13 protein-coding genes are annotated in these 12544 nt (G+C 63.3%); 7 read left to right on the top strand and 6 right to left on the bottom strand.

Annotated elements, in window-relative coordinates; all coding sequences use genetic code 11:
* Positions 1–37 precede the first annotated feature (37 nt).
* Entirely contained in the window at positions 38–442 is a 405-nt protein-coding gene (gene flgC, locus CEW83_RS01025; protein WP_108947683.1) for a flagellar basal body rod protein FlgC, read from the bottom strand.
* Between the two features lie 23 nt (positions 443–465).
* Positions 466–870 (bottom strand): flagellar basal body rod protein FlgB, encoded by a 405-nt coding sequence (gene flgB, locus CEW83_RS01020; protein ID WP_108947682.1) that lies wholly within the window; start codon positions 868–870, stop codon positions 466–468.
* Between the two features lie 235 nt (positions 871–1105).
* Between flgB and flgA the strand changes: the two genes are divergently transcribed.
* The 5 genes from flgA (at position 1106) to CEW83_RS00995 (ending at position 6790) form a co-directional block, all read left to right on the top strand.
* The gene (gene flgA / locus CEW83_RS01015; RefSeq protein WP_108947681.1) at positions 1106–1825 is read left to right on the top strand and encodes a flagellar basal body P-ring formation chaperone FlgA; all 720 of its coding nucleotides are present in this window, start codon (positions 1106–1108) and stop codon (positions 1823–1825) included.
* A 124-nt stretch (positions 1826–1949) separates the two neighbouring features.
* The gene (flgM, locus tag CEW83_RS01010) at positions 1950–2249 is read left to right on the top strand and encodes a flagellar biosynthesis anti-sigma factor FlgM (RefSeq protein ID WP_108947680.1); all 300 of its coding nucleotides are present in this window, start codon (positions 1950–1952) and stop codon (positions 2247–2249) included.
* Between the two features lie 24 nt (positions 2250–2273).
* Entirely contained in the window at positions 2274–2753 is a 480-nt protein-coding gene (locus CEW83_RS01005; RefSeq protein ID WP_108947679.1) for a flagella synthesis protein FlgN, read from the top strand.
* Positions 2754–2910: 157 nt separating this feature from the next.
* Positions 2911–4884 carry a DNA topoisomerase IV subunit B gene (locus tag CEW83_RS01000; RefSeq protein ID WP_108947678.1) on the top strand — a complete coding sequence of 658 codons (1974 nt, stop codon included), beginning with the start codon at positions 2911–2913 and terminating at the stop codon, positions 4882–4884.
* A gap of 169 nt (positions 4885–5053) precedes the next feature.
* Positions 5054–6790, top strand: a complete 1737-nt coding sequence (locus tag CEW83_RS00995; RefSeq protein WP_108947677.1) for a sensor domain-containing diguanylate cyclase — start codon at positions 5054–5056, stop codon at positions 6788–6790.
* Between the two features lie 83 nt (positions 6791–6873).
* On the opposite strand, the gene CEW83_RS00990 is transcribed toward CEW83_RS00995, so the two are convergent.
* Positions 6874–7257, bottom strand: a complete 384-nt coding sequence (locus tag CEW83_RS00990; RefSeq protein ID WP_108947676.1) for a NifB/NifX family molybdenum-iron cluster-binding protein — start codon at positions 7255–7257, stop codon at positions 6874–6876.
* A gap of 75 nt (positions 7258–7332) precedes the next feature.
* Between CEW83_RS00990 and CEW83_RS20935 the strand changes: the two genes are divergently transcribed.
* Both CEW83_RS20935 and parC read left to right on the top strand, forming a co-directional pair.
* Positions 7333–7596 carry a hypothetical protein gene (locus CEW83_RS20935; protein WP_159099351.1) on the top strand — a complete coding sequence of 88 codons (264 nt, stop codon included), beginning with the start codon at positions 7333–7335 and terminating at the stop codon, positions 7594–7596.
* Positions 7597–7743: 147 nt separating this feature from the next.
* Positions 7744–10071: a DNA topoisomerase IV subunit A gene (parC, locus tag CEW83_RS00980; protein ID WP_108947674.1), complete on the top strand. Its 2328-nt coding sequence runs from the start codon at positions 7744–7746 to the stop codon at positions 10069–10071.
* A gap of 10 nt (positions 10072–10081) precedes the next feature.
* On the opposite strand, the gene motD is transcribed toward parC, so the two are convergent.
* Genes motD through CEW83_RS00965 form a run of 3 tightly spaced genes read right to left on the bottom strand, consistent with a single transcriptional unit; the run spans position 10082 to position 12504 of the window.
* Positions 10082–10945, bottom strand: coding sequence for a flagellar motor protein MotD (gene motD / locus CEW83_RS00975; RefSeq protein ID WP_108947673.1), 864 nt, complete (start codon positions 10943–10945; stop codon positions 10082–10084).
* Positions 10946–10966: 21 nt separating this feature from the next.
* Positions 10967–11707, bottom strand: a complete 741-nt coding sequence (locus CEW83_RS00970; protein WP_108947672.1) for a flagellar motor protein — start codon at positions 11705–11707, stop codon at positions 10967–10969.
* A gap of 20 nt (positions 11708–11727) precedes the next feature.
* Complete coding sequence (locus tag CEW83_RS00965) at positions 11728–12504, bottom strand: RNA polymerase sigma factor FliA (RefSeq protein ID WP_108947671.1); 777 nt, start codon at positions 12502–12504, stop codon at positions 11728–11730.
* Positions 12505–12544: the final 40 nt, after the last annotated feature.

Genomic DNA, 12544 nt, shown 5'->3' with positions numbered 1-12544 from the left:
TCTCCTGGCTGTTACGGCATAGATTGCCGGTCAGCGCTTACTGACCAATCTGCAAGGTACGCTGCAGCAAGGTTCGTGCCGTGTTCATCACTTCGGCGTTGTTCTGGTAGGAACGTGAGGCCGAAATCATGTTCACCATCTCCTCGACCACATTCACATTGGGCATCTCGACATAACCCTCCGCGTTGGCTGCGGGATTCGCAGGTTCGTACACCAGGCGCATCGGCGCGGCACTCTCGACCACACCGGTGACCTGCACGCCCACCGAGCCCTCTCCGGCCACGGGCCGTGCGGCAAAAACAACCTGCTTGGCGCGGTAGGGCTGACCATCCTCGCCCACTACGCTGTCGGCGTTGGCAAGGTTGGAGGCGGTGGTATTGAGCCGCAAGGACTGAGCGCTTAGCGCAGATCCAGCAATCGAGAATACGTTGAAAATGCTCATGATCCACCTCCGTGATGACGTGCTTACTGACCAGTGATCGCTCTTTGCATGCCGCTCAGCAAGCCATTTATAAAGGTGATGCTCGCTTCGTAGTGAATGGCGTTTTCGGCAAACGCAGCGCGCTCGACATCCATGTTTACCGTATTGCCATCGACACTGGACTGGAGTTCGGTGCGGTACTTGGCAAGGCCATCAAGCGGGTTGCCACCACTGCCCTGCAGGTGCCCCGGGCGCGTTGCACTCAAGGCGAGCGGCCCCATGCGTTCCCCCACTGCGCCCTTCAGCGCTTCGCGAAAATCGATGTCACGCGCCTTGTAGTTCGGGGTATCCGCATTGGCGATGTTGGATGCCAGCAGTTGCTGACGCTGGGCCTGAAGATTCAGTGCGGACTGGTGAATCTGCATCTGCCGATCTAGCTGGGTTCTCATCTCATCACCTCGGAAACTGGGTTGTCGCTGCAAGCGCAACGGAAAAATGCGTTCACTGCCTGCATTGCACCTTCCATGCCACCCATGGTAGCCCCCTGCAATCAAGCCCCTGGCGCAGATAAGACCGGAAAAGTCCGGCCAATTTCACCGCTATCCGGCGCATGCTGCCGGTACACGGCAGAACTTGCCGGCGATTGCAGTTGCCTGCGTGCAAGCGACGTGCTGCAATCGCGACATGAAGATTCCACTTTCCGCCCTGCGCTCAAGCCGAAGACTCATCCTCGCGCTGGCCGCATCCGGCCTCATGCTGGCCGCATCGCCGCTGCACGCTCAACAGCCGCCTGCACCGGTGACTGCCGTCGCGCACCAGCTGCTCGAACTCGAGACACGCGGCCTGCCCGGTCGCGTCGAGCTGCAGATCAGCGCGCTCGATTCACGCAATCAACTCCCGCCTTGCGCCCAACTCGAAGCCTTCATCCCAGGCGGGACACGCCCCTGGGGGGCGATCAGCGTCGGCGTGCGTTGCGAATCGCCGGTAACGTGGCAGGTATACCTGCAGGCACGTGTCGCGGTGATCAACGACTACTTGGTCTCCGCCCGCCCGCTGCGCGCTGGCCAGATCGTCGGCCCGGCAGATATCGCGCGACGGAACGGCGACCTGACCGCCCTGCCCGACAACACGCTGACCGACCCGGCGCAGGTGGTCGGACATCGCACCCGCTATGCGCTCGCCAGCGGCAATCCGATTCGCGGCGACATGCTGCGCATCCCCGCTGCGGTCAAGCAGGGACAGAACGTGAAAGTCATCAGCCGTGGTGAAGGCTTTCAGGTCTCCAGCGAAGGCCGCGCCATGAACACCGCCGCGCCGGGCGAGAGCGTACGCGTGCGCATGTCCAACAATCAGGTCATCACCGGCACGGCCACGACAGATGGCAACGTCGAAGTCGGTTTCTGAATCGGAAGCGCGGCAAGGCGGCCTCGGATGAGGATCCGTCGCACTGACGATGTGTTAAATGCCCTAAAGTTTTCGGCAAAGCTGCCGATCTAACAGTCAGACAAGTTTCATCTGGAGCTTCACCATGAAGATCGAAGGCACGGGCAAGCCGCTTGGGTCGGTACAGCCAGCGGACGCAAGACCCAAACCCGCAGCAGGCACACCGCCTCCAGCCGGGGGCGACAAGGTCGAACTTTCATCGCTGTCGTCGAGCATGCAGAAAGCCGAAGCCGCGATGGCCAACACCCCGGTTTCGGATAAGAGCCGCGTAGATGAGATCAAACTCGCCATCAGCGAAGGCCGCTTCAAGATCGACGCCAACCGTATCGCCGACGGCCTGATCGACAGCGTTCGCGGCCTCCTCGACGGGCAGACACGCAGCTGAGCAGTTTCGCGCTAGACTCCGCCCATGCAGACACCTGCGCCCGCCGAAATACAGCGCATCGCGCTCCTGATCGAAGCTGAAGCGATTCAGCTGAGGGAATTCGTCGACCATCTCCAGCGCGAAGAAACCCTCCTCGTGAGCGGCGATACCGAAGGGCTGCTGGCGCTTACCACAGCCAAGACCGAACGCTACCGGCAGCTCCAACGCCTGCACGACGACCGCGCCTTGCTGCTCGGCCGCCTCGGCCTCCCCAACAAGGATGCCTCGATCCGCCACGTGTGCGCTCAGCTTCCGCGCGTGCTGAAGCGATGGGACGAAGTCATCGAGCTCGCCCGGCAGGCCCGCACACGCAACGAGCTCAACGGCAAGCTCATCAACGAACGCATGCAGCACAATCAGGCCGCACTCTCGGTCCTGCTCTCCGCCGCAAATCATCCACAACTGTACGACGCCGACGGCCAGTCTCGCCCCACCGGCGGCGGCCGCATCCTCGGCAGCGCCTGACGGCTCAAAGGAATATTTCAAAGGGGTCAGAGTCGTTTGATCGAACGCGATCAAACGACTCTGACCCCTTTGAAAGCGTTTGCCCCCTTTGAACCATCATTGAACCGCTGTTCGTCTCTGCTATCCTTGCGCCCTTTCCGGAAATTTCAGGGCCGTCATGGCAGGCACGCAATACGACGAATCCTCCTTTCGCGTTCTCAAGGGACTCGAGCCGGTGCGCGAACGCCCGGGCATGTACACCCGGACCGACAGCCCCACCCATATCATTCAGGAAGTCATCGACAACGCCGCAGACGAGGCGCTGGCTGGTTTCGCCAAGAAGATTCACGTCACCCTGCACCTCGATGGCTCGGTCATGGTGGCCGACGACGGTCGCGGCATCCCGGTCGGCCTGCATCCCGTCGAAGGCGTGCCCGTGGTCGTGCTGGCCTATACCCGGCTGCACGCAGGTGGCAAGTTCGACAAGCGCGAGGGCAATTCCGCCTATGCGTTCTCTGGCGGCCTGCACGGTGTGGGCGTCTCGGTCACCAATGCGCTGTCCACCCGCATCGAAGTGGAAGTAAAGCGCGACGGCAAGATCCACCGCATCGACTTCTCCGAAGGCGGCGAAACCATTAGCCCGGTGCGCATCGAAGGCGACTGCGGGCGTCAGACCGGCACCCGCGTGCGCGTGTGGCCTGACCCGAAGTATTTCGAGTCGCCCCGTGTGCCGATGAACGAGCTCGAACGTCTGTTGCGCTCCAAGGCCGTGCTGCTGTCGGGCGTGGCCGTGCGCCTCGACATCGAGCAGGCCAACGGCCCGATGCTGACCAAGACCTGGTCCTACCCGGAAGGTCTGGCAGGCTATCTCAACGAGGTATCGGGCGATATCGAGCCGGTGGCACCGATCTTCACCGGCGAGAAGTACGCAGGCAAGGATGACACCAGCTTTGCGCCGGGCGAAGGTGCGAGCTGGGCGCTGGCCTGGTTCGAATCCACGGTACCGAGCGAGTCCTACGTCAACCTGATTCCAACCGTCAATGGCGGCACCCATGAATCCGGCCTGCGCGCCGGGGTCTTCGATGCGATGAAATCCTTCATCGACCATCACACCCTGCTGCCACGCGGCGTGAAGCTGCAGCAGGAAGACGTGTGCGGGCGCATGAGTTTCGTACTCTCGGCACGTCTGCTCGACCCGCAGTTCCAGGGCCAGGTGAAGGAAAAGCTCAACTCGCGCGAAGCGGTGAAGCTCGTCTCCAGCCAGATCCGCGACCCCTTCGAGATCTGGCTCAACAATCACGTCGAAGCCGGCAAGGCGATTGCCGAGTTGTCGATCAAACAGGCCTTGTCGCGGCAGAAGAGCGCGCAGAAAGTCGAAAAACGGAAGACGTCCGGCGTGGCCGTGCTGCCGGGCAAGCTCTCCGATTGCGAGTCAGAGGATATCGCGCACAACGAACTCTTCCTGGTCGAGGGCGACTCCGCCGGCGGCTCGGCCAAGATGGCGCGCAATAAGGAAACCCAGGCCATCCTGCCACTGCGCGGCAAGGTGCAGAACGCATGGGAGATCGACCCCGACCGCATCCTGGCCAATGCCGAGATTCACGACATTGCCGTGGCCCTCGGCGTGGATGCCCACCGCCCCGACAGCACACCTGACCTCAGCGGCCTGCGCTACGGCAAGATCGTCATCATGTCCGACGCGGACGTCGACGGCGCGCACATCCAGACCCTGTTGCTGACCCTGTTCTTCCGCCACTTCCCCAAGCTGATCGAACATGGCCACGTCTATGTCGCGCAGCCGCCGCTGTACCGGGTGGATGTACCCGCCCAGGGCAAGAAGCGCCCGCCCCGCCGTCTGTATGCGCTGGACGAAGGCGAACTCACCGCGATGCGCGACCGTCTCGCCGCCGAAGGTTTCAAGCCCGAGGCCATCGAGATCGGCCGCTTCAAGGGTCTTGGCGAGATGAACCCCGATCAGTTGCGCGAAACCACCATGGACCCGGCCACCCGCCGCGTGCTGCCGGTGCACGTGCGCGTTGGCGCTTTCGACGACACGCTGAAAATGTTCACCCTGCTGATGGGCAAGGGCGAAGCCTCCGGGCGCCGCGCCTGGATGGAAGAAAAGGGCGATTCGGTTGAAGCGGATATCTGACTTTCGGCATAGCGCCTCTGCGCTAACCGTGGAACAATGGTCGCAGGCTGCACACGCAGTCTGCGGCGGCTGATGACGCATTCGCGCTGACTGTCGGCCAGCCTCGGGAATCTACCGGCCTCCCGCCGGGAAGTGGATCTTCTGCGTTTGCGCAGACGGAAGCGAACCTATGCGGCTACACGCCCAAACGCTATCTAGCATCGGAAGTCTCAGGGGGCGGCTGACGCTATGGTTCGCCGGCCTGGCGGTACTCACCCTGCTCTGCTCGGGCATCTATGTCGCCCGGATCGCAATCGCGACCATGACAGAGGCGGAAGGCGCTGCACTGCATGCCTCTGCCACGACGGCGGCAAATGCGCTCGCCACCGGCTTGCGCGAACGCGAAGATGAGATCTACCTGCTAAGCCAGGCCCCGCATTTCACCAAGGGGAATCTTCGTGACATCGAGGTATTGCACTCGCTGGAACGCCGACGTTACGTGCACGAGGAGTACGCCTGGCTGGGCGTAACCAATGCCAATGGCGTCGTACTTCATGCAACGGGCGGACTGCTTGTCGGGCAGTCAATGGAAACGCGCCCCTGGTTCAAGGCCGCGCTGAAGGGCCCCTATATCGGGGATGTCCATGACGCGGTTCTGCTCGCAAAACTGCTGCAGGGAGCGTCTGACGATCCCCTGCGCTTCGTCGACTTCGCCTCGCCCATCATCAACCGCGCTGGACAGACACTGGGCGTACTGGGCGCCCATGTTCATTGGCGCTGGGTGACCGATACGGTCGATGCAGCAGTTTCTGGACGGGACGGACTGCGCAGTGCGACGATTCTGATCGTCGGCCGAAACGGGGCCATCCTTTACCCACAGCATCTCGCAGGCGGAACACTACCGTCGTTTGCCTCGACAGTTGGCAAACCTCATGAAATCGTCCGCTGGCCGGACGGAAAAGACTATCTGAGCAGCAACGTTGCAGTGAATGCAAACACGCGGACGGACCTCGGCTGGCGCCTGGTCGTGCGCAAGCCCCTGGAGCTTGCAACACAGCCCGTCAGGGACATCCAGTTGAAGCTCACGATCATTGGCTTGATGACCGCCGTGCTGTTCTCTTTCGTCGCGTACCGACTGGCTACCACCGTAAGCCGGCCCATCGAGCAGCTTGCCGCAGCAGCGCGTCAGGTGGAATTGCGCAGCGGCACCCCCGACTACCCCACTGGCAGGCCGATGCGGGAAATCGCGCAGCTCATTCACTCGATACAGTCGATGACACAGTCCCTGCTCGGCAAAGAACACGAACTCGAATCGATCAACAGCTCACTCGAAGCCACCGTCGATGAACGGACCCAGGCCTTGACCCGGGCAAATGCCGAACTCGAACGTCTTGCTGCACAGGATGGACTGACCAGACTCGCAAATCGGCGCAAATTCGACGAAAGGATCACTGAGGCGTTTCTCGCGTCGCGACGCAGCGGACGGAACTTCACCCTCCTCGTTCTGGACCTCGATCATTTCAAGAACATCAACGACACTCATGGCCACCCGGTTGGCGATGCAGTGCTCAGGACGCTGGCGACCCTGCTGACCGCCAGCGTTCGGATCACCGACTTCGTTGCCCGCTATGGCGGCGAGGAGTTTGCGATTTTGCTGACCGACACGGATGGTCTCCAGGTCAGCCTGTCCGTCGCGGAGAAGATCCGTTCGAGCGTTGCCGCTGCGGACTTCCCTGTTGTGGGGAATATCACCGTCAGCATTGGCCTCGCGGCCTCCAGTGCGACTGACGAGGACCCATGGCAGATCGTTTCCAGAGCGGACGCCGCGCTTTACCATGCGAAAGCAGCGGGTCGGAACCGCGTATCGGCCAGTGGTGACGCGAGGCCCGGAGCCAGCGCACATCGGGAGAGCCCCGACGCGCCCTGAGTGCGAGTATCAGCAGAACCGCGCCGCAGGCATGGCAGGACGGTTGGATGCTCTGCCCACGCGTCCATGCCGTTTCCCATGCGCTAGTAGCGCGAAAACACATCCTTCAGCTTGCACAGCGCCGTCGTAATGTCGAAGCGCGTCTCGGGCAGCGCCTCGCCTTTCATGATGCTTGCCAGCGCAAGCGCCGGAACCGACTCCCCGGTCAGCAGCACCTGCGCATTTCGCGCCTGCATGTGGCGCACGAAGCCGTCGCCGGCGCTTGCCGCAACGACGATGTCTACCCCATCGAGCGGATGCGGTCCGTCGTCCTTCCAGTAATGCATCAGCTGCGCCTTCTCCAGCGTGACCCGGGTCGGCTGCGGGACTGGCGCGTCGCGCCTGCAGTCGTACACGAACCAGTGATGCGACTTGCCGGCATGGCCTGCGACGGTGGTGAATTGATCGGTAGCGATTGCAATTTTCACGTTGAGACTCCGGTTCGATTCCACACGGAAAGCAGGTTCAGTGCCACCACGCGCCCCGCTCGGAATGCTATTTGCTTGAGCACGCTGCCCCGACTCTTCACCCGACCGCCATGGCCCGTTCGAAACCGCAGGAAAACCGCATCGCCTTCGGCCCCTTGCCCGCCCATCTCAATACACTCCTGCAGGAAGGCGCTGTCCTTCATCGAACTGCGCCGGGACAACCCCGAGGCCAGTCGCCGTATCGTCGCCCGCCTGCAGGTTCTTGACCCGGAAGACGGCGTCGGCCACTCGGTGATCTCGGCCCTGATTGACGACGCTGCCGATGAGGCCGCCGACTGAGTCGGAATTGCGACAAGGCAGCGCCTGACGTCGTGTCTCTCACCAGCTCAGGGGAAGATCGGCTCGCGCCGAATGGCCCTGACGGGTTAAGATCGCCCCCTTTCCGGCCTGTCGCCGGGATATCCGCCTGATCCTGGCCTACTCCCGATGAGCAACGACATATCCAATCCGTTCGGCGATTCCGCCGCCCTGCCCCCGGCAGACCAGCCCCCTGTTGACGACGGCACCCTCGCCCTCGACCACTATGCCGAGCGCGCCTATCTCGCCTATGCGATGAGCGTGGTGAAGTCGCGCGCCCTGCCTCAGGTCGAGGACGGCATGAAGCCGGTGCAGCGCCGCATCCTTTACGCCATGAGCGAGATGCGGCTGTCGTCGACGTCAAAGCATGTGAAGTCGGCGCGCGTGGTCGGCGATGTGATCGGTAAGTACCATCCGCACGGCGACACCTCGGTGTACGACGCCATGGTACGGGTGGCCCAGGACTTTTCGCTGCGCTATCCGCTGGTCGACGGCCAGGGCAACTTCGGCTCGCGTGACGGCGACTCCGCCGCGGCAATGCGCTACACCGAATGCCGCCTGACACCGATTGCCGAACTGCTGCTGTCCGAGATCGATCGCGGCACGGTGGATTTCATCCCCAACTACGACGGCGCCTTCGAAGAACCGCAACTGCTGCCCGCGCGCCTGCCTTTCGTGCTGCTCAACGGTGCCTCGGGCATCGCGGTCGGCATGGCCACCGAGATTCCGCCGCACAACCTGCGTGAAGTCGCCGAGGCCACCTGCCACCTGATCCGCCACCCGGAAGCCGGGCTGGAAGACGTGCTCGAACGCATGCCGGGACCGGATTTCCCCGGCGGCGGCCAACTCATCTCCTCGCCCGAGGCGATCCGCGATGCCTACACCGGCGGCAGAGGCAGCCTGCGCATGCGCGCACGCTGGCGCATCGAGGAACTCGCCCGCGGCCAGTGGCGGGTGATCGTCGAAGAGCTGCCGCACGGTGTTTCAGCCTCGCAGGTACTGGCCGAGATCGAAACCCTGACCAACCCGCAGCCGCGCTCGGGCAAGAAGGAAGTCAGCCAGGAACAGAAAAACCTCAAGCAGCTGGTGCTGGGCGCGGTGGAAACCGTGCGCGACGAGTCGAGCGACAAGTCGCCGATCCGCATCGTGCTGGAGCCACGCTCCAGCCGCCAGAGCCGCGATGAATTCATGGCGGTACTGCTGGCCCACACCAGCCTCGAGACCTCGGTTTCGGTCAACATGACCATGATCGGTCGCGACGGCCGGCCGCAGCAGAAGAATCTGGTGCAGGTGTTGCGAGAGTGGATCGACTTCCGCTATGTCACCGTCGAGCGCCGCACCCGGCACCGGCTGGACGAAGTGGATCGTCGCATCCACATCCTCGAGGGCCGCATGATCGCCTTCATCCACATCGAGGAAGTGATCCGCGTCATCCGCGAATCGGACGAACCGAAGCCCGCGCTGATCGCCGCCTTCGGCCTCACCGACATCCAGGCCGAGGACATCCTCGAAATCCGCCTGCGTCAGCTCGCACGCCTGGAAGGCTTCAAGATCGAGAAGGAACTCGGCGAGCTGCGGGACGAGCGCGCCGGCCTGCAGCACATCCTCGACAACCGCTCGGCAATGACCAAGCTCATCCTGAAGGAAATCCAGGACGACGCGAAGAAATACGGCGACGACCGCCGCACCCTGATCGAAACCGTGGCCGCCGTTGCGCCGGCCGAGATCAGCGTGCCCGACGAGCCGATTACGGTGATCCTGTCCCGAAACGGCTGGATCCGTTCGCGCCAGGGCCACGGTATCGACCCCGCATCCATCAGCTACAAGGCGGGCGACTTCGGCTTCGCGGTACTCGAGACACGCACGACCTGGCCGCTTGTCGTCATCGACACGCGCGGCCGAGCCTATACCGTCAAGGCAGCGGAGTTGCCGGGCGGACGTGGTGACGGGGTGCCGATCACCACCCTGGTGGAGTTTCAGGACGGCGGCAAACTGGCCCAGGTCGTGGCCGACGCGCCGGATGCAAACTACTTCTTCGCCAACAGCGGCAGCTACGGCTTCATCTGCAGCGTGGGCGACGCCACCAGCCGCCAGCGTGCGGGCAAGGCCTTCATGGCCATGGAAAAGGGCGAAACCGTGCTGCGTCCGGCGCGGGTACAGGGCGACTGGATTGCCGCCGCATCGGCCGGCGGCCGTGTGCTGGTGTTCCCGCGTGCCGAGATGAAGGTGCAGTCGGGCGGACGCGGCGTGATCGTGATGGGCATGGACGAAGACGAGACCCTGGTCGCGGTGGCCGTACCAGCGGACGACGCGATTCTCACCGTCGAAGGCATCGGCCGGGGAAGCAAGCAGACTTCGGTCACGCTCAAGCCGGCACAGCGCGAAACCATGCGCCACCGCCGTGCGCGCAAGGGCATGCAGCTGGCAATCCGGCTCAAGCCGGAAAACATGTACTGAGGAAAGCGAATCAGCCCGGCGCGACGGGCTCGATCGGCGGCAGGATGGAGCGGATCGGGTCGTTGTCCGGGATCGTACCGGGGGCTTCAGGCGGGGGGTCGCCCACGCGAGATTCGATCAGGATCGCGACCCGCCGGTTGCGCGTACGCCCCTCTTCGGTCGTGTTGTCCGCCACCGGGCGCTGGTCGGCATAACCGGCGGCGGTCAGGCGTTCGGGCGACACCCCCGACTCCACGAACAGGCGCACCACCGACGACGCCCGCACCGCAGAGAGCTCCCAGTTTGAGGGGAAGCGGAAGGTGCTGATCGGGATGTTGTCGGTGTGCCCCTCGATCGTCACAGGGAACGACGCCAGCGCAATCACGCCTGCCACTGCACGCAGCGCCGCAACCGCCTCGTCACCGAGCACGGCCTCTCCGGGCGCGAACAACAGACTGGCGTTGATCTCGACGGTAATGCCAAACGCTCCTTCGGACACACTGACCTGTCCGTCACGCGTCAGCGGCCCGAGCACACGCCGGATTTCCTCGGCCATGTTGCGCATGCGCGCGGCGTTCTGCTGGCGTTCTTCCTCGGCTTTCTTCTCTTCGGCGGTCGGGGCCTGCACCTTGGGTTTCTGCAGGGCCGGCGAAATGGGGCCCGTCACCACGGCGATCGGCGGCATGATGATCTGCTGTCCGCTCTCGTTCACGTTGATGCTGCGGAAAGCCTGCACCAGTGAATCGGACAACACCCGGTAGTTGCCCTCGTTGATCGAACTCAGCGAGTACATCACGACAAAGAACGCAAACAGCAGGGTGATGAAGTCGGCGTAGGACACCAGCCAGCGTTCGTGGTTTTCGTGTTCTTCAGGAGCCTTGCGTCTGCGTGCCATGGCGGGTTCCGCTGTGGCCCGTCAGACCACGTAGCCCTGCATGCGGCTCTCGACGATCCGCGGATTGTCACCGCTCGCGATGCCCACCAGACCATCAACGAACATCTCGCGCTGGGACACCATGGTCCCGATATGGGCCTGCAGCTTCTTGGCGATCGGCAGAAAAATCAGGTTGGCAAGCCCGACACCGTAGATGGTCGCAACAAAGGCGACCGCAATGCCGGCGCCGAGCTTGGATGGATCGGAGAGGTTTTCCATGACGTGGATCAGGCCCAGCACCGCACCCAGAATCCCGATCGTCGGCGCGTAACCGCCGGCGCCTTCCCAGATCTTGGCCTTCTGCTTGAGCTGCCCTTCCCAGGTATCGATCTCGACCTCGAGCACTTCGCGCAGGCGCCCCGGCTCGACACCGTCGACCAGCATCTGCAGGCCGCGCTGCATGAAGGGATCATTCAGACCGTCAATCTGCCCTTCGAGTACGAGCAGGCCTTCCTTGCGCGCAACCGTGCTCCACGCCGACACTTTCTCGATGATGGCCTCATGGCTGCTCATCGGCGGCACGAACACCCACTTGGCCATCTTGAGGCCGTCGACGAAAACGCGCAGCGGGCTTTGCAGCATGACCGCACCGGCAGTGCCACCGACCACGATCAGGAATGCGGTGGGCTGCATCAGCGAAGACAGGTGCCCACCCTCGAGAACCTGCCCGATGAGGATGGCGGCAAGTCCGAGCGCGATGCCAACGAGGCTGATGCTATCCATTGGATTCCATCCTGTGGCCGTCAGGCCCCTGCGGGCGGGTTCTTGGGCGGGCGACCGCGCCGCGCACCGGGCGTGCTGCCCGCCGGGCGAGCCCCGACCACCTGCACACGCAGGCGCGCAATGGCCTGGCTGTGGAGCTGACACACGCGCGACTCGGTCACACCCAGCACCTCGCCGATCTCGCGCAGGTTCAGCTCTTCGTCGTAGTAGAGCGCCATGATCATCTTCTCGCGCTCGGGCAGCGCCTCGATGGCGCGCACCAGGCTGGCACGGTTATCCGCGCTCTCGAGCAGTTCCAGCGGGTTGGTTTCATGCTCGCCGAAATGACGCTCGAGGAAATCCTCGCCTTCGTCACGGGCAAAGTCGTCGAAATAGACGAGCTGGTGACCGCGCGCCTCCTGCAGCATGTGCTGATACTCGGACAGCGACACGCCGAGGGACTCGGCGAGCTCGGTCTCGCTCGGTGCGCGACCATTCTGCTGCTCGAGATCGTTGATGGCGGATTCGATGCGGCGCATGTCGCGGCGCAGGCTGCGCGGCACCCAGTCGTTCTCGCGCAGACCATCGAGCATCGAGCCGCGGATGCGCTGGACCGCGTAGGTCTCGAACTGCGCCCCCATGCCTTCCTCGAAACGACCGATCGCATCGAGCAAGCCCATCATGCCGTTCTGGATCAGATCCTCGACGTCAACGCTCGCAGGCAGCTTGGCCATGAGCTGATAGGCAATGCGCTTGACCAGCGGCGCGTAGGACACCACCAGGTGATCGGTATCAAGTTGTCCGTCAGCGTCGTACATCCATTGGACCTGTATCTTTTTGCGGCGCGACCGATCGGGC

Origin of the sequence: Parazoarcus communis (genome assembly GCF_003111645.1) — a bacterium.
GTDB classification, from domain to species: Bacteria; Pseudomonadota; Gammaproteobacteria; order Burkholderiales; family Rhodocyclaceae; genus Parazoarcus; species Parazoarcus communis_A.
Note: the sequence above shows the minus strand (reverse complement) of the source record. Positions and strands in the feature narration are given on the sequence as shown.